The organism is Parashewanella hymeniacidonis, assembly GCF_016900895.1.
Lineage (GTDB): Bacteria > Pseudomonadota > Gammaproteobacteria > Enterobacterales > Shewanellaceae > Parashewanella > Parashewanella hymeniacidonis.
The window spans coordinates 1-17559 of sequence record NZ_JAFEUN010000096.1 but is presented as its reverse complement, the minus strand read 5'-3'; the positions used below and the strand labels follow the sequence as shown (position 1 = coordinate 17559).

The window sequence follows — 17559 nt, the reverse complement described above, 5'->3', positions numbered from 1 at the left end:
TACAACTCAATGAATGATATCAACAGCATGACATGATGATTAGATCGGTCAAATGATCGTGAAAAATAGTGAGTTGAGTGCAGGTATTTTGTTCATTTAACTTTCAGAGTGCTGAATAGTTACTTCTTACTTTCATAAGCTTAAAAAGTTATTTAGCGTTCAACTGAGTTTTTTAGGTTCAATAAGAATAAGAGTGAAAGCAATCAGAACAAATCGAGGTAATGGTCTAAGAACTGCTATGGGAGATAAATATTTATATGGAAAACTCAAGGCCCGGTTAAATATTATCATTCAGGGTTTCCTGTAGAAAACGACATAATAGGAATTTATAATGTGACTTATCCCCAAAGAGATAAAGAGGCTGAGACATTAATTGGTACTGTTACCTTAGTGTCGCATATGGAACCACATGTTCAGGATTAGAATAATGGAGCTTTAAAACTTGTACCCATTGATGGACCTAGACATTAAAAAATTTGCTATGTACAAAAGGAGCTGTACATAGCAAATAGGTTCATGAAAATAATCTATCCTCTAGTGTTTTACCTCTTGCAATTGACTTGTATTTCCAGTCATTTTCTGCGAGCAATTGCATAATCTCAATTTCGTATTGATAATTATTATTGTCAGAGCAATGAATACCGAGCTCATTATTTGAAATGGCCTCAACACGGTTGATTCCTGAGAGTGAATTTAGCTTTGAAATCAGTTCGCCCATATCGACATTTTGTAGTGATAAAGAAATATAGCTAGTTTCATGGCTTTCTTCAGTCAAGGTCAATGATTGTTTAAGCTTTCCATGTTCCAGATAGAGCACTCGATCACAAAGCTTTTCAAGTTCATCAAGATTATGAGAACTGACAATAAAGTTAGTATTATTTTGTTGTTCTTGGATGATAGAGCGAATTTTCTTAGCATTAGCAGGATCGATACCCGCTGTAGGTTCATCTAACAATACAATTTGAGGGTTGCCAATTAAAGATTGAGCAATAGAAACTCGTTTTCCCATACCATGGCTAAGTGCAGTCGGTTTTTCTCGTATCACATCAGTCAAATCGACCATCTCCAACACTCTTTCTGCTTCAATCTGAGCTTGATGTTTCGAAAGCCCTTGCAATTGCCCAATGAATATAAATTGCTTACGGATTTCAATGGCTGGATCGAGCAAAGAATCTTGCGGCAATGCACTTAGTTTTCCTAGATTTTTGGTCGATGAGACGCAATCACCTAGGATCTTTAAGTCACCGAGAGTTGGCGAAATAAAGCCGCAAAGTAAATTAAAGAGTGTCGTCTTTCCTGCACCATTTGGACCAACAAGAGCAACAGGTTGCCCTGATTCAATTTTAAAACTCACATTATCGAGTGCTAATTTATCACCGTACTGTTTTGTAAGGCCATTACATTGAATGAGACTCATAGCGCTCTCCTTTGCATATAAAGACACCCAAGTGTTAATAACACAACAGTCTGAAAGATTGGGATGAGCGATTGATGTAAAACACTAATACCACTACTGTTCAACATTGTTGGAATTTGTACTCCAGGTTTTGCTAATTCCAGTAAAGAAATTTGTGGAACATAGAAACTCAGGATTCCAATCACAATTGTTAGCACTACCCAGTAAAAAACAGCGAGCATCGAAGCTTGCCTAGCACCATTCGCATAAAGAGAAAGTAAAGACATCAAAGCGGTGTAAGGAAGTAAATTTATAAAAAGTGCAAGCCAAACTAAAGATGCGGTAATAAAGACATCGCTGAAAGAAGTTGCTTGGTTAAAAATAATCAGACCAATAGTCGCAATAATGGAAATCAAGATGAGTAAGCCTTGAATGATCATTTGCGCTAAGAAACGGCCAAAAAACAAGCTGCTTCTGTTAGTTCTCAGCAAGAAAAACCTTAGGGTTCCACGTTGTCTATCCGATGAAAACTGATCGGCAGTAATGATTAAGCTAAACATCGGAAAAAGGTACAGAGCAAAAAACCAATAAACCGCAAATTCAGGCGTATCCCAATTGAGAAGTTCAGCAGCGTTAGATGCATGTGCAAAACTATAGACAAATTCTTTAAAGCCTTGAATAGACATTAGCTCGACAGCACTTTTTACTGGATAAGCTAAAATAAGTAACCAGACTAAAGTAAAACAGACAAGAGAGATAATACCTCGTTTTTGAAGCAACACTTTTTGGGTATCATAACTTGCTATGTGTAATAAATTACGCCAAAAATTAAATGGCTGAGTTTGTGTCACAATACATTCCTTGTGCATCTATAATTAGATACACCTTACCTACTTATCTGGATAAGTAGCAAGCAGTAATTTATGGTGGTATGACTATGAATCGTAACTGGTTATTATTTGTTCTTTTTTTGCTTTTAGCTGCTTGTTCATCAACAGCGCCGATCAATAACAGTGAGTGCGCACCGCTTTCAAAAGTGGACTTCTCTAAACAACCTAAAGACATTATGTCGGACTTAAACACCTGCATGAATGCTAAGAAGTTTAAACAAGCTGCAGAGCATTTTTACGCATTAGCAAGTAAGAGCGCTGGTGAGAAAGTAACGAACAATCCATCTGATGAATTGCGTGAGCTGCAAAATGTGATTAGGAAAAAACACCCACAAGCAGCTGTTGATGCACTTGATAATGAAATTAAGAAAATTCATAAAGATAATGCAGAATTGTGCGCCCGAATGAACTTGTTTGGTAATGATGATTATCAGAAAGCGATATCAAACAGCAGCGATAAGACCCTCATTGACAAGATTAATAAAACATTCGATAAAGATGATCAGTGGAGAACGTCCTTTAAAAATCTACTCGACTGCAATTAGGTAAAAAAACAACTGGACGTTTAGGTGTTTGGATGGCTAAAATTGGTTTATGATTAATCATTAAGATCTTTATATGCCAGTTCGTATTCCTGACCGCTTACCTGCGACACAAGTACTTGCGTCTGAGAATATTTTTGTCATGTCTGAATCACGGGCTATGCATCAAGATATTCGATCTTTAAAAATCCTTATTCTTAATTTAATGCCTAACAAAATTGAAACAGAAACACAGTTACTTAGGTTATTGGGAAATACACCGTTACAAGTAGAAGTCGATTTTTTACGAATCCATAACCGTGAATCAAGACACACACCAATAGAACATATGGAGTCGTTTTATTCTAACTTTTCACAAATAAAAAATAATAAATATGATGGGATGTTATTCACAGGTGCACCTTTAGGGAAGCTCGACTTTGAGAGTGTGCAATATTGGGCATGTATTAAAGAGGTAATGGATTGGTCACAACAGAATGTAACGTCTGTCATGTTTTTTTGTTGGGCTGCACACGCTGCATTATTTCATCTGTATGGCGTGAAGAGAAAAATACTTGAAGAGAAGCGAGTAGGTGTATTTATACATAAAACCTTAAAACAACATGAACCGCTAATGCGTGGCTTTGATGAAGAGTTTTATGTTCCACACTCTAGGAGTGCTGAAGTTGATATCAACAATATTTACGATAATTCCAATCTTTGTTTGTTAGCAAGTTCAGATACAGCGGGTGCGTATTTAGTTTCGAGTAAAAGTAAAAGAAATATTTTTGTTTTTGGACACCCTGAGTATCAAAAGAATACGCTCAAAGATGAATATTTAAGAGATACAGCCAAGGGGGAGCAAATTCCTTTTCCGCAAGGGTACTTTCCGGATGACAACATTGAATGCGAGCCAAAAGTAAATTGGTCTGGGCATGGAAATTTACTTATGAGTAATTGGTTGAATTATTACGTTTATCAAATGACGCCATATAAATTGTAAGTTTTCCGTTTACACTTATTTTAGGTATAATACTAATTATTCGCCTTTTTCAGATCGAAAGAAACGATCGGGATCGATTGATTGCAATTTATTTAAGCGTTGATTGCTTGTTTACAGGCCATTGCTTAGGTAAAATTCCGCTTCCGTTAATTTCAATGCGATGATTTGAAAAAGCACCAAATTGCTTTGTGTGATGTGTGTGTGAAATTTTTCTTTGACTCAAGCGTTATCAAACTATAATATGCGCGCCTTATGCAAACAGTAAAGATACCGGTTTCAATCGATCCGCTACGTGCTGCTCAAAGCTGTCTTGATTTTCAAGGAACAGTTCTGGGAAAGCAGTTAAAACGATTGAATGAACTATGTGCCGGCGACTGTTCCAATGTATCAGTGTCATTGGAATGTGGTGTCGATATACAGGGGATAGTCTACCTGAAAGGGAAGGCTGTGACGGAGCTCACTCTGGAATGTCAACGCTGCATGACACCTTATAATACAGAGGTTACGGTCGACTTTTGTTTTAGTCCTTGTAAGACTCAAGCAGAAATCGATGAGCTCCCGGAAGCGTATGACCCGATTGAGTGCAACGAAATTGGCGAAATACGGTTACATCAATTGATCGAAGATGAATTGATAACTGCCATGCCTCTCATTCCTATGCATGATGATAAATCATGTCATCAAGGTTCGAAGGATGTGGTTGTAGGCGAGATTAAGGTAGTCCAAGAAGAGGAAAAACCGAATCCGTTTGCAGTGTTAGAAAAACTGAAGAGCAAGTAATCTAGGAGACAGGCAATGGCTGTACAAAAGAATAAAAAATCACGTTCAAAGCGCGGTATGCGTCGTTCACATGATGCATTGGGCACAGCTCAATTATCAACTGACGCTACTACAGGTGAACTACACCTACGTCACAACGTGACTGCTGACGGTTTCTACCGTGGCAAAAAAGTTGTTAACAAGTAATTAGTTGATAACTTATGACTAATCTGACGCTTGCGTTAGATGCTATGGGGGGCGATTTCGGCCCTCAAGTCACAGTGCCTGCCGCAGTGCGGGCATTGCGGCAAAATCCTTCTTTAAAACTCATTTTAGTTGGTGAAACTGCTAAAATAGAGCCCTATCTTGATAAATCATCTACGCTCGCTTCACAAATAGAAATTCTGCACACTGATGAAATTGTCACTATGTCAGACAGGCCTGCTCAAGCTTTACGAACTCGTAAAAAAAGCTCAATGCGTTTGGCGATTGATTTAGTTCGAGATAAAAAAGCCGATGCTTGTATCAGTGCAGGTAATACTGGTGCACTAATGGCAATGTCAAAGGTAGTATTAAAAACCTTGCCTGGGATTGACCGCCCCGCATTGATTGGCCGTCTTCCTACATCCCTAAATAAACCTGTTTATGTTTTAGATCTTGGCGCTAATGTTTCATGCTGCTCCGAGACATTATTTCAATTTGCAGTAATGGGTTCTGTAGTGTGTGAAACCGTTGAAAATAAAACTCACCCACAAGTTTCACTGTTAAATGTCGGTATTGAGGAAGTCAAGGGAAATGATCAGGTCCAGCAAGCCGGTTTATTGTTGCAACAATCAGCGCAAGTAAACTATTCAGGTTTTGTTGAAGGTCATGATATGTACTCTGGCAGTACAGACGTCATCGTTTGCGACGGCTTTGTTGGTAATATCACATTAAAAACTTCAGAAGGAATAGCTAAATTATTAGTCAGTCGTTTAAGACAGGGACTAACCAAAGGGTTATTCGTTCGAATTCTCTCCAAGTTTCTAAGCTCACGAATCCATTCTGTCTTTAATCAAATGAACCCCGACCACTACAATGGTGCAAGTCTGGTAGGATTGCGTGGTGTTGTTGTTAAAAGCCACGGCAATGCTGATGAAACTGCTTACTTAAATGCAATTAATTTAGCTGTCACCGAGGCTCATCGTCGACTTCCAGAACTGATCAATGATAGATTGGAGTCGATTCTTTTAGACATTAATAGTTAGTTTCTATTTATATGCATACAAAAATTCTTGGTACTGGTAGTTATCTACCCGTACAGGTGCGTAGTAATCAAGATCTTGAGCAGATGGTTGAAACCTCAGATCAATGGATTATTGAACGCACAGGTATCTCCGAAAGACGAATCGCAGCAACCGATGAATCCGTTGCAACTATGGGTTATCAAGCTGGGCTTAAAGCACTCGAAATGGCAGGTATGTCGGCAGAAGATATTGATATGATCATCTGTGGTACTACAAGTGGTGAGAATGCTTTTCCTGCTTCAGCGTGTGAAGTTCAAGCCATGTTAGGCTTGCACACCATTCCCGCATTTGATGTAGCGGCTGCATGTTCTGGTTTCGTTTACTCTCTCTCAATCGCTGACCAATTTATCAAGGGTGGGACTTATAAAAACATCCTCGTGATTGGTGCAGATGTATTATCTCGTTTTTGTGAACCAGAAGATCGTTCAACCATTATCTTATTTGGTGATGGGGCTGGTGCTGCTGTTGTTGGTGCATCAGAAGAACAAGGTATCATCAATACTCACATCTATGCGGATGGTCGCCAAGGTGATCTTCTTAAATGCGCTTTTCCTGCTCGTCCACACGAAACAGAAAAAGCATTAAACTACATGACAATGAAAGGTAATGACGTATTTAAGGTTGCCGTAACAAAGTTATCTCATGTAGTACAAGAGACATTACGACTGAATAATATTGAAAAATCAGATATTGATTGGTTAGTACCACATCAAGCAAACTTCCGAATTATCAACGCCACTGCTAAGAAGTTGGGTATGAGCCTAGATAAGGTTGTACTTACTCTTGCAAAGCACGGAAACACATCAGCTGCATCAGTACCGATTGCGTTAGATGAAGCTGTGCGTGACGGGCGAATTAAGCGTGGTCAAACTCTGCTTTTAGAGGCTTTTGGCGCTGGATTTGCCTGGGGCAGTGCGCTGGTTAAGTTTTAATTTTCGATTTAACATCTTATAAAAATAATTAGAGGAAATCGCCATGTCTAAAACGGCATTTGTTTTCCCTGGGCAAGGCTCTCAAGCGGTTGGCATGTTAGCTGACCTAGCAGAGCAGTACCCAGTTGTTTCTGAAACCTTTTCTCAAGCAACCGAAGCATTGGGTTATGATCTTTGGAATCTTGTACAAGACGGCCCGGCAGAAGACTTGAACCAAACGGATCGCACTCAACCTGCATTACTTGCAGCAAGTGTTGCGATTTGGCGCGCTTATGCTGCTTCAGGTAAGGAACTTCCGCAAGTTGTCGCAGGTCATAGTTTAGGTGAATATTCAGCATTAGTTTGTGCTGGAATTCTAGATTTCGTTGAAGCGATTAAATTAGTTGAACTACGTGGTCAACTTATGCAACAAGCCGTTCCAGCGGGTACAGGTGCTATGTATGCAGTTATCGGCTTAGCTGATGACGCTATCGCAAAAGCTTGCGAGGAGTCAGCTCAAGGTGATGTAGTTAGCCCGGTTAACTATAACTCCCCTGGACAAGTTGTCATTGCTGGTGAGAAGAACGCCGTTGAAAGAGCAGCTGTAGCTTGTAAAGAAGCGGGCGCAAAGATGACAGTTGCATTACCCGTTAGTGTGCCTTCCCATTGTGCGTTAATGAAACCTGCTGCTGATAAGCTTTCTGAAGCACTTGAAACCGTTAAGTTTAACGCTCCAAGCATTGAGCTAATTAATAACGTTGATGTTGCCTCACCAACAGACCCTGCTTTAATTAAAGATGCATTAGTTCGTCAGCTGTATTGTCCAGTTCGCTGGAGTGAAACCGTTTCTAAGATGGCTGACATGGGCGTTGAAAGCTTATATGAGTTTGGTCCAGGAAAAGTACTTACAGGGCTGACAAAACGAATTAATAAATCAATTACAGCGAAAGCTGTAAATGATTCTGCTTCAATGGCAGCTCTCACAGAATAAGGAATCCCAAATGAGTATTACTCTCAATCTTGACGGTAAAGTTGCATTAGTTACAGGTGCAAGCCGTGGTATTGGACGTGCAATCGCTGAAACATTAGTTGAAGCTGGTGCCAAAGTTATCGGTACAGCCACTAGCGAACGTGGTGCAGCAGCAATCCAAGATTACTTAGGTGACGCAGGATTCGGCCTAGTGTTAAATGTGACTGATTCAGAATCTGTTACAAATATGTTCTCCCAGATCAAAGAAAAAACGGGTGACATAGATATCCTTGTAAATAATGCTGGTATCACCCGTGATAACTTACTGATGCGTATGAAAGATGATGAGTGGGGCGATATTATCGACACTAACTTGAATTCTTTGTTCCGTCTTTCTAAGCCCGTTTTACGTGCAATGATGAAAAAACGTGCTGGACGTATCATTAATATTGGTTCGGTTGTGGGTACAATGGGTAACCCTGGACAATCTAACTATTGCGCAGCAAAAGCAGGTTTGATAGGTTTTACGAAATCTCTTGCTAAAGAAGTTGGCTCAAGACAGATCACAGTTAATGCGATCGCTCCAGGGTTTATCCAAACGGATATGACTGATGAGTTGACGGAAGAACAACAAAAAGCGATTATGTCTCAAGTTCCAATGGAGCGTCTAGGACAAGCGCAAGAAATTGCCAACGCTGTATTGTTTTTAGCTTCAGACTCAGCTGCTTACATCACAGGGGAAACCTTGCATGTAAACGGCGGCATGTATATGGTTTAACCGAGTTTCAACAGGGAACTTTGATTTATTGAGTGGCGATAAGTTACGCATTTTCTTCTACTTCGTGGTTAGACCACGAAATCGGGGGTTGCAATGTTAGCTGAATCGAATAAACTACTCCCAATCTTACGCAAGTGCGTAATTTGAATAGGAAAGAAAACTAATGAGCAACATCGAAGAACGTGTAAAGAAAATCATCATTGAGCAACTAGGCGTTAAAGAAGAAGACGTAAAGCCAGCAGCATCTTTCGTTGATGACTTAGGTGCAGATTCTCTAGACACAGTTGAGTTGGTTATGGCTCTAGAAGAAGAGTTTGATACCGAGATCCCTGATGAAGAAGCTGAAAAGATCACAACTGTTCAAGCAGCGATCGATTACGTTTCTGCGAATCAGTAATACTGAATTCTAGAAGACAGGCGGCATTTATGCCGCCTGTCTTTGTTTTAGGCCTCCGAAAACCTTTCTGGTTTTACCAGTTTTATTCTTCCATTCTTTTGCTTTTCGGTCGCCAATGTTTAGAGGAAAATATTGTGACTAAACGTCGTGTTGTAATTACAGGTTTAGGACTTGTAACTCCAGTTGGTAATACCGTTGATAGTACATGGAAAGCTTTGCTATCAGGACAAAGTGGTATTGCACCGATTACTTCTTTTGACGCAAGCGGTTTGATGACTCGTTTTAGTGGAAGTGTAAAAGACTTCGATATTGAAACATACCTATCTAAGAAAGATGCTCGTAAAATGGATAAGTTTATCCAATATGGCATGGCGGCAAGCATTCAAGCCTTTGAAGATTCAGGCTTAGATATGGACAAAGAAAACCCTAGTCGTGTTGGTACTGCTATCGGTGCTGGCATGGGGGGCTTACCATTGATTGAGCAAAATCATTCAGCTATGTTGAAAGGTGGAGCTCGTAAGATCTCGCCATTTTTCGTACCGAGTACCATTATCAATATGATTGCAGGTCACGTATCCATTAAATACGGTATGAAAGGTCCTAACTTTGCTGTTACAACAGCTTGTACGACAGGCGTTCACAATATCGGTTTTGCTGCACGTACCATTGCTTATGGCGATGCAGATGTCATGGTTGCAGGTGGTGCTGAAGATGTAACATCTTCGATGGGCGTTGGTGGATTTGCAGCGGCAAAAGCACTGTCTACACGCAACGATGACCCAACTAAAGCGAGCCGCCCATGGGATAAAGACCGTGATGGCTTTGTTATTGGTGATGGTGCTGGTGTTATCATCATGGAAGAGTTTGAGCATGCTAAAGCTCGTGGCGCTAGGATTTACGCTGAGTTAGTTGGTTTTGGTATGAGCGGTGATGCTTTCCACATGACTTCACCTCCAGCTGATGGTGAAGGTGCAGCAGCAGCAATGGAAAATGCCATCAATGATGCACAATTACCAAAAGATCAAATTGGCTATATTAATGCACATGGTACTTCGACTCCTGCTGGTGATAAAGCAGAAGCAGCAGCAGTAAAATCTGTATTTGGTGATCATGCTTATAACCTGATGGTAAGTTCGACCAAGTCGATGACAGGGCATTTACTTGGTGCAGCAGGGGCTGTTGAAGCGATTTTTACTATTTTGGCTCTAAAAGATCAAATTGTACCGCCGACACTAAATCTAGATAATCCTGACGAAGGTTGTGATTTAGACTTTGTTCCACATAAAGCTAGAGAGGCAAAACTCGACTTTGCACTTTGTAACTCATTTGGCTTTGGTGGTACTAACGGTTCGTTACTTTTTAAAAAAGCCTAATATTATAAGTGTTTAAGACAGTAAAGCGATGTTCTTGAATGAAACATCGCTTTTTTATTCATTCAGAGAGACAGAGTTTCTTTCAATTAAATATGGTTGATAGCAATATTCAGAGGGCAAATTGCTAAACTCAGTATTTGAACCACTGATTGAAAGTGACAATAAAGCGGCATGTTTCGCCATTTGATCAATCGGGTATTTTAATGTTGTGAGCTTCGGCTGGCAGACTCGGGCAAATAACGCATCATCAAAGCCGATAATTGAAATATCTTCAGGAACACGAATCCCTTTTTCAGATAGTTTAGAAATTACGCCTACTGCCATTGCATCATTGTATGCAAATACTGCTGTAACTTTGTCTAAGTGTTCAATAAGTTTGTTTGCAGCCTCTTCTCCGCCGTCAAATGTTGGTGTAGCTTCAAAATAAAAATTTTTCGATGGCAAGGCATTTTCAAAACCTTTCTTTCGCAGAAGCGGATCATCAATTTCTAAGCAACTATTCACGATTGCTATTTGTTTATGTCCCTTATGAATCAAGTATTCTGCGGCTAACCGTCCTCCATATTCATTGTTTAGCCATATACAGCGTGATTGGAATTCAGCAATGAATCTATTAATGAGGACAAGTCCAGGTAACTCATTGAGGTAGGAAGAAAGTGTTTCATCACTCATTTTTTTAGAATGAACAACCATAGTGTCGCAATTTTGTGCAATAAGAGATTCGATAGCTTGTTGCTCCGAACGTTCATCTTGGCCGCCAATACTCAGGAGTAACTGCATATTTGTGAGACGAGTTATCTGTTCAACAGAAGAGGCGAGTTGGCCAAAGAAAGGATCACTGACGTCAGGAACGACCAATCCCAGAGTCGTGCATTTTTTAGATGCAAGAGCTCTAGCTACTGTATTGGGCCGGTAGTTAAGTTGCTGCATTGCGGACTTAACTTTACTTTGCGTTTCTTTATTAACCAAGCCTGAGTTATTCACCACTCTTGATACCGTAGCGGTAGATACTCCAGCTAATTTTGCAACGTCTTTAACAGTAGTCATATAGCCATAATTTTCTTTATCTTAACTTAAGTATCTTTTTTTAATGTGCAAATTGCAAGCTAAACTCCTTGATTCTACTTGATGTAAGCGTTTACACTGATTTTAGTAAAATGACTCATGGATATTGAAATGACAAACGCTTTTGACCCTACAGAGCATCCACATCGTCGCTATAACCCTTTATTAGGCGAGTGGGTTTTAGTCTCTCCTCATCGTGCTAAGCGTCCTTGGCAGGGGCAAGTTGAGACTCCAGATACTGAAGTCCGATCGGCTTATGACTCCGAATGTTTTTTATGTGCTGGTAATACTCGTATTAACGGTGAAATTAATGAAAACTATGAGTCTACTTATGTTTTTACGAATGATTTTGCAGCTTTAAAAACAGACTCACCTATCTTCAGTCAAGCCGACCCTCTATTTAAAATGGAAGTAGAGCAAGGTGAAAGTAGAGTCATTTGTTTTTCTCCTGATCACAGTAAAACCTTACCGCAAATGAGTGTACCTGCTATCACTGAAGTAATAACTACTTGGCAACAACAATATGAAGAACTTAGCGAAAAGTACTTATGGGTCCAGGTATTTGAGAATAAAGGTTCGATGATGGGGTGTTCTAACCCTCACCCACATGGGCAAGTATGGGCTCAAAATCATTTACCAACATTAGTGACTAAAAAACACAATGCTCAAAAAGCTTATTTTGAACAGCATGGCTCTAATTTGCTTAATGATTACGTTCAGAGGGAAATTGAAAACAAAGAGCGTGTTGTAGTTGAAAATAGCCATTGGCTCGTGGTTGTCCCATATTGGGCTCAATGGCCGTTTGAAGCCTTGGTTTTACCCAAGTTTCCCGTTAACCGAATGACAGACATTACTGGTGAAGCCAAACAAGCATTAGCGGATATCATTCAACAAATCACAATTAGATATGACAACCTGTTTAATTGCTCTTTCCCATATTCAATGGGTTGGCATGGTGCTCCCTTTGATAATAAAGAGCATCCAGAATGGACATTGCATGCGAGTTTTTTCCCTCCGCTTTTGAGAAGTGCTACTGTGCGTAAATTTATGGTCGGATACGAAATGATGGCGGAATCTCAGAGAGATTTAACGGCAGAGCAAGCTGCGCAACGATTGAGAGCATGCAGTAATAAACATTATACGGAACAATAGCAATGAATAACAAAGTTCAAGACTTATTTGAAGCCCGCTTTCAACGTATGCCTGATGTGATCTGTCATGCTCCAGGGAGAGTGAACATAATTGGTGATCACACCGATTATAATGATGGCTTTGTTTTACCCGCTGCAATCAATTTTGGGACTGATATCGCTGCAAGGAAGCGAGAAGACAATGAAGTCAAAGTCGTTGCCTATGACATAAACGAAGAGCTGGTTATATTCTCCCTGAATAATAATGAGTTTGATGCTCAGCACAGTTGGAGTAACTATGTTCGTGGTGTTTTAAAAATGCTACTCGTGGAGTTTCCCAAAATTAATGGCGCAGAGTTAATGGTTACGGGGAATGTACCTCAAGGGGCTGGTTTGAGTTCCTCTGCAAGCTTTGAAATTGCGATTATCAAAGTATTTTCAGAATTGTATGAATTACCTATAGATGGTGTTAAGGCGGCACTAATCGGCCAAGCCGCTGAAAATAATTTTGTTGGCTGTAGTTGCGGCATTATGGACCAACTGATATCAGCAATGGGAAAAGAAAACCATGCCATGCTATTAGATTGTCGTTCACTGACCTTTAAAGATGCGCCATTGCCAACGGGAATGGCCGTTTTAATCGTGAATTCTAACGTCAAGCGTGGACTTGTTGATAGTGAATATAACTTAAGGCATGAACAGTGTGAGAGTGTAGCAAAACACTTTAAGCGTAAAGCGTTGCGAGATGTATCATTTACTGAGCTTGAAGAGCAAAAAATTGCCCTAGACTCGACTTTATATCATCGTGCCCGGCATGTGATAACCGAGAATAATAGGACTCAGGAAGCATTAAAATGTTTACTTAATAGTGATGTTGCTCGCTTAAGTATACTAATGGCTGAATCTCATCAATCATTGAAAGATGACTTTGAAGTAACAACACCTGAAATGGATTTCTTAGCTGACATTCTAAACGAGAAGCTTGGAAGTGAGGGTGGTGCTCGTATGACTGGCGGTGGTTTTGGTGGTTGTGTGGTCGCAATTGTACCGGAACAACGTGCTGATGAATTGATTAAAGATGTAACTAAGGCATATCAAGATGAGTACAAATTATCTGCTTCATTTTACAGCTGTACGCTTACTTCTGGAGCATTTAGAAAACAGTTTTAATTAGTTAAAACTGTTAGGGGTTGTTGATCTTTGTTGATATTTTCAGCAAGTGTTGCTGACTCTGGACTTGAATTATACCCATGCTACCTGAAAATGCTCGATTTCAGCGAGAACGCACAACTTGTTAATCAAGGCGACGGTGTGCGGCAATAGTGAGCTTGAGCTATTGTTACCACTGGCAACGAAGAGTAACAAGCTGTGCAACTCGCACTGCGTGGACTGCTCAGCGCCAATTCTTCTTTGTTACATTAGCTCGAAAGAATCCCGATATTCCTTCGCTAATGCGCCTAAAAGAATTGGCGCTGAAAAAGTCCTGAAACATGCATCTTCAAGTATCATGGGTATAGAACAAGAAAAAGTAGCATCAAAAGAAAAAATAAATCACTCTTTAGTAAACTTTTATAGAAAACTGTCGATATAACAAGAAATAAAAGAGGCCGTAAACAGGTCTGATTAAGTAGTTATTTTTTGGGGTTTCATTCATGCCAACTTTGTTTTCATTCGGAATAAATTTATTTAACCGTCTTTGCTTTAAACGAAAGTTCTCTCTACTTGCAATCGTCACCCTTATTCCTTTAATGATTGGTGCATGTTGGATTGTTGAGCAACAGCTTCATGAGAGGGGAATACTGGTTAATAAATTAGACGGAAAACAGAAGATAGAGCAACTAAGGCCGCTACAAACTAAAATTTTAAACCTCAGAGATTCACTAAACGTTAATAAAGGTCAATTGCGTTCGACGCTTTCATTTTGGCAAATATCGTCTTTTAAGTATCCAAGAAGTCAAATTCAGTATATCGAACTTGAATCTGCAATTTCGACGTTTTCAGGTAGCACAGACGACATTACTCAGTTATCTAATTTACTTTCGGAGTTTAAAAAGGCGATAGCTGCAGAGAGTGGTTTAACCTTAGATTCAGATCCACAGGATTTTTATTTCGCTAATTTATATATCAACAGGATTCCTGATGTCATTGAGTTTAGCTCTTTAGACATACAAGTCGCTAAAAACATATTAACGGCTCAACGATTTACACCTGAAACCTATACTCAGTTAGTTGCAGTCAATAAGAGGTTGTCAGAGCTGTTATTACTGCAAGATAAGCAAGCCCAGAAATTGTCAGAAGTGTTAAGTCATAACTCAAATTGGTTGTCAGCGGCGAAAAAAGCTAAGCAGAGTACTCAAACATTAATAGAAAGAATCCAAAACAGCCTTATAGAACCAGACAGTTTCCAAATAACACTATCCGAATTTAACTCTTTAGTTCGTGTGCAACAAAAATCTATTTTTGAGCTGGACAAGCTTGCGAGTGATTTACTCAGCCAAAGCCTCAGAAGTAAGGTTGAGCTTCAGCAAAACCATATGTACTTTGTCGTATCTTTTGTTAGTTTTGTCGTTCTTTTAAGTCTCTATTTCTTTTTCTCAGCTTATAAGGCGATCAGTCAAAATATCGCATCTATTCACAAAGCAACTACGCTAGTCGCTGATGGTGATTTAACTGCCGATCTAGCCGTACAAGGTAAAGATGAGTTTAATGAAATTGCTGGCGCATTTAACCAAATGCTAGGAAATATGCGTGAATTGATCAGTGGTGTTCAAGAGCTGAGTCATGAAGTGGTTGATGCCAGCCAAAAAGTTCAGACGGCGACGATGGATGTTGAAACAAACCTAACGAATCAACAACAAGAAACGCACGTTGTAGCAACCGCAGTCAGTCAGCTTGCTGCTTCAGTGAATACGGTTGATCAAAACACACAACAAGCAACGAGTATTACCGTTTCAGCTCAGGAAGATGTAGATCAAGGACAGAAAGTAATTTTGAGTACAGTTGAAGGAATTAATCATATTGCGCAAGAAGTGCAAGCAGGAGCAGAAGCAATAAATCAATTAGCCCAACATGCTGATGATATTGGTAAGGTGGTTGATGTCATTCATGAAATTGCAGAACAAACAAATTTGCTAGCACTTAATGCCGCTATTGAAGCCGCTCGAGCTGGTGAACAAGGTAGAGGTTTTGCCGTTGTCGCAGATGAGGTGAGAACATTAGCAAGCAGAACTGCATCATCTACTGATGAAATTCGTCGCATGATTGAATTAGTGCAATCAGCTACGTCAAAAGCTGTAGAGACTATGAATTCAGGTTCAAAGCAAGCCAATGAGGGTGTTGAGCAAGCTAATGAAGTGAGTGAGACCATAGCAAACGTCACAAGACGAGTTTCAGAAGTTGTGCAATTAAGTGCACAAATTGCAGATATTGTATCTGAACAACGTCAAGCGACAACTCAAGTTGATGAGAATACCCAAGCGATTGAAAGTGGTGCTACAGTAGCCCTTAAATCTGCACAATCAGCAAGTCAGGTAGGGAAATTATTAGCTATTGATGCGAAAAAACTCTCTGAGCAAATTAGTGGATTTAGGCTGTAGAATAATTGATTTCTTACTTCTAATTCCTTTGATTGTGAATCTCACTAAAAGAAAGTAATAAATAAAGATTAACTTGTCATTCATTTTCAGTTAATTTGAGTCAGATAAACTTAGAAGATAGACTCACTTTACTTATTGTACTCATTTAAATGATGAAAGTTGGAATTCGAAAAACGGCTTTAAGAATTAACACCAGTTTCTGGCCAATGAGTGAGGTCAGTCCACCACCTGAGTAATCCGCCATTTGTTGAAGGTTTCTCTGGACATGCGCAAGACAGAGTTGATGTTTTTCTGGGTTAATAAAATTGTAAGCCGCATAGTTATCGGTAATGACAATATTATCTTTGCAATCACCAAGTACAAACTTGGCACTTTCTTTACCTCTAGAGTATTGAACCGTTTGAAACACCGCATCTTCTGACGATATAAGCCAGCACCAGCGTGTTTCTTTTTCATCATTGCGGGAATGTGATGTTTCATCACAATGCACGTACAGCGCTTTATGAATGTGCTCTTTTAAACTTTGATGTGTTGGTGTGAGCATGGCGCTCACTTTCCCCTGAGCTTCTGAAATCGCCCCAGTTGAAAAAGTAACACCATATTGGTCAAGCAAAAGCTGCCGAGTTTGAGAGACGCTCAGATGGTACTTCCCTGCTAATACCGCAATATGCCCCATTAGACGAGAGCCTATTTGCCCTTTAGGCGAAGTTTCCGGTAACTCCCCTTTATAAGTGGCATTACAATATTGGCAGTGACCATGAAAAATTTGGTACTCGGTGATTTCCAAAGATACTTTAGGTAACAGTCATGTTATCGAGTATTGATAAAATTTCACTTGCATTTAATGCTGTTGATGAGTTTTATAACAATCGGCTAGAAGTCGCAGAACTTCTGTCAAGTGAACGTTCGCAAAATTCGTAATACTTTGTACGTGCGAATATACGAGCTATTTTAATAAAGGATGCTCATCAGGAAGCTGTTTAGTAATCCAAAGCACGAGCTTGTGTTTTATATTTAAGCCATCTTCTTTATCTTTCGCCAAAGGTTGGACGAGTTTATCTTGGACAAGTAAACGGTATATACATTCAACTTTTTCTCTTTCTGATGTGCCTTTTCCAAAAGAAGTAAACCCACGTTTTACCGCATAACCCTCGCCAATTTGAATAGCCAATTTCAGTAATTGTGGTTCATTTTTATGCTTCTTCATGCATACAGCTCCATTGGTTTCAGGGGAATTAATCGTTTCGTTTTAAAACTATTTGAATTTACCTAGAGTTTAATACTGACACAAAATATCACTTAACATCAATCCAGTAAGTCAAATTTTTAGAGATTGTTTTTAATGTCATTATATGGCTCTACACGGCAAGATCATTAAAATTGAACTTTTTTGAAGGTTTGTGATCAGATCAATCAAACTTAGCTACATGATAATGAAATGGAACCTTCTACTTTTTTACAGCACTTCGACAAAATCAATGATC

17 protein-coding genes and 1 pseudogene are annotated in these 17559 nt (G+C 39.5%); 13 read left to right on the top strand and 5 right to left on the bottom strand.

What is annotated here, in order from left to right:
* Nucleotides 1-514: 514 nt before the first annotated feature.
* Together JQC92_RS16810 and JQC92_RS16805 are read right to left on the bottom strand one after the other, a co-directional pair.
* Nucleotides 515-1417 (bottom strand): ABC transporter ATP-binding protein, encoded by a 903-nt coding sequence (locus JQC92_RS16810; RefSeq protein WP_205000724.1) that lies wholly within the window; start codon nt 1415-1417, stop codon nt 515-517.
* Nucleotides 1414-2247: an ABC transporter permease subunit gene (locus JQC92_RS16805; RefSeq protein ID WP_205000723.1), complete on the bottom strand. Its 834-nt coding sequence runs from the start codon at nt 2245-2247 to the stop codon at nt 1414-1416. The genes JQC92_RS16810 and JQC92_RS16805 overlap by 4 nt, the downstream gene beginning before the upstream one ends.
* Nucleotides 2248-2333: 86 nt before the next feature.
* On the opposite strand from JQC92_RS16805, the gene JQC92_RS16800 reads away from it, so the two are divergent.
* The 10 genes from JQC92_RS16800 to fabF all read left to right on the top strand — a co-directional run bounded on the left by JQC92_RS16800 (nt 2334) and on the right by fabF (nt 10284).
* On the top strand, nt 2334-2831 hold the full coding sequence (locus JQC92_RS16800; protein WP_205000722.1) for a hypothetical protein: 498 nt from the start codon (nt 2334-2336) through the stop codon (nt 2829-2831).
* 73 nt (nt 2832-2904) lie between these two features.
* Nucleotides 2905-3810, top strand: coding sequence for a homoserine O-succinyltransferase (locus JQC92_RS16795; protein WP_205000721.1), 906 nt, complete (start codon nt 2905-2907; stop codon nt 3808-3810).
* 252 nt (nt 3811-4062) lie between these two features.
* Nucleotides 4063-4590, top strand: a complete 528-nt coding sequence (gene yceD, locus JQC92_RS16790; RefSeq protein WP_129945977.1) for a 23S rRNA accumulation protein YceD — start codon at nt 4063-4065, stop codon at nt 4588-4590.
* Between the two features lie 15 nt (nt 4591-4605).
* Nucleotides 4606-4776 carry a 50S ribosomal protein L32 gene (gene rpmF / locus JQC92_RS16785; protein WP_129945976.1) on the top strand — a complete coding sequence of 57 codons (171 nt, stop codon included), beginning with the start codon at nt 4606-4608 and terminating at the stop codon, nt 4774-4776.
* Nucleotides 4777-4790: 14 nt separating this feature from the next.
* Complete coding sequence (gene plsX / locus JQC92_RS16780; RefSeq protein ID WP_205000720.1) at nt 4791-5816, top strand: phosphate acyltransferase PlsX; 1026 nt, start codon at nt 4791-4793, stop codon at nt 5814-5816.
* An 11-nt stretch (nt 5817-5827) separates the two neighbouring features.
* Nucleotides 5828-6787: a beta-ketoacyl-ACP synthase III gene (locus JQC92_RS16775; protein WP_205000719.1), complete on the top strand. Its 960-nt coding sequence runs from the start codon at nt 5828-5830 to the stop codon at nt 6785-6787.
* A 43-nt stretch (nt 6788-6830) separates the two neighbouring features.
* Entirely contained in the window at nt 6831-7757 is a 927-nt protein-coding gene (gene fabD, locus JQC92_RS16770; protein WP_205000718.1) for an ACP S-malonyltransferase, read from the top strand.
* A gap of 10 nt (nt 7758-7767) precedes the next feature.
* The gene (fabG, locus tag JQC92_RS16765) at nt 7768-8514 is read left to right on the top strand and encodes a 3-oxoacyl-ACP reductase FabG (RefSeq protein WP_205000717.1); all 747 of its coding nucleotides are present in this window, start codon (nt 7768-7770) and stop codon (nt 8512-8514) included.
* Between the two features lie 163 nt (nt 8515-8677).
* Nucleotides 8678-8911 carry an acyl carrier protein gene (acpP, locus tag JQC92_RS16760; protein WP_129945971.1) on the top strand — a complete coding sequence of 78 codons (234 nt, stop codon included), beginning with the start codon at nt 8678-8680 and terminating at the stop codon, nt 8909-8911.
* 134 nt (nt 8912-9045) lie between these two features.
* Entirely contained in the window at nt 9046-10284 is a 1239-nt protein-coding gene (fabF, locus tag JQC92_RS16755) for a beta-ketoacyl-ACP synthase II (RefSeq protein ID WP_205000716.1), read from the top strand.
* Nucleotides 10285-10338: 54 nt separating this feature from the next.
* On the opposite strand, the gene JQC92_RS16750 is transcribed toward fabF, so the two are convergent.
* Nucleotides 10339-11331: a LacI family DNA-binding transcriptional regulator gene (locus JQC92_RS16750; protein ID WP_205000715.1), complete on the bottom strand. Its 993-nt coding sequence runs from the start codon at nt 11329-11331 to the stop codon at nt 10339-10341.
* Between the two features lie 129 nt (nt 11332-11460).
* On the opposite strand from JQC92_RS16750, the gene JQC92_RS16745 reads away from it, so the two are divergent.
* The 3 genes from JQC92_RS16745 to JQC92_RS16735 all read left to right on the top strand — a co-directional run bounded on the left by JQC92_RS16745 (nt 11461) and on the right by JQC92_RS16735 (nt 16075).
* Entirely contained in the window at nt 11461-12501 is a 1041-nt protein-coding gene (locus tag JQC92_RS16745) for a UDP-glucose--hexose-1-phosphate uridylyltransferase (RefSeq protein ID WP_205000714.1), read from the top strand.
* 2 nt (nt 12502-12503) lie between these two features.
* Entirely contained in the window at nt 12504-13649 is a 1146-nt protein-coding gene (gene galK, locus JQC92_RS16740) for a galactokinase (RefSeq protein WP_205000713.1), read from the top strand.
* Between the two features lie 482 nt (nt 13650-14131).
* A complete protein-coding gene (locus JQC92_RS16735; protein WP_205000712.1) occupies nt 14132-16075 on the top strand; it encodes a methyl-accepting chemotaxis protein in 1944 nt (647 codons plus the stop codon).
* 166 nt (nt 16076-16241) lie between these two features.
* On the opposite strand, the pseudogene JQC92_RS16730 reads toward JQC92_RS16735, so the two are convergent.
* A pseudogene (locus tag JQC92_RS16730) lies at nt 16242-16877 on the bottom strand (IS66 family transposase); the annotation flags it as partial.
* Nucleotides 16878-17021: 144 nt separating this feature from the next.
* A complete protein-coding gene (locus JQC92_RS16725; protein ID WP_205000710.1) occupies nt 17022-17282 on the bottom strand; it encodes a DUF5062 family protein in 261 nt (86 codons plus the stop codon).
* Nucleotides 17283-17559 lie beyond the last annotated feature (277 nt).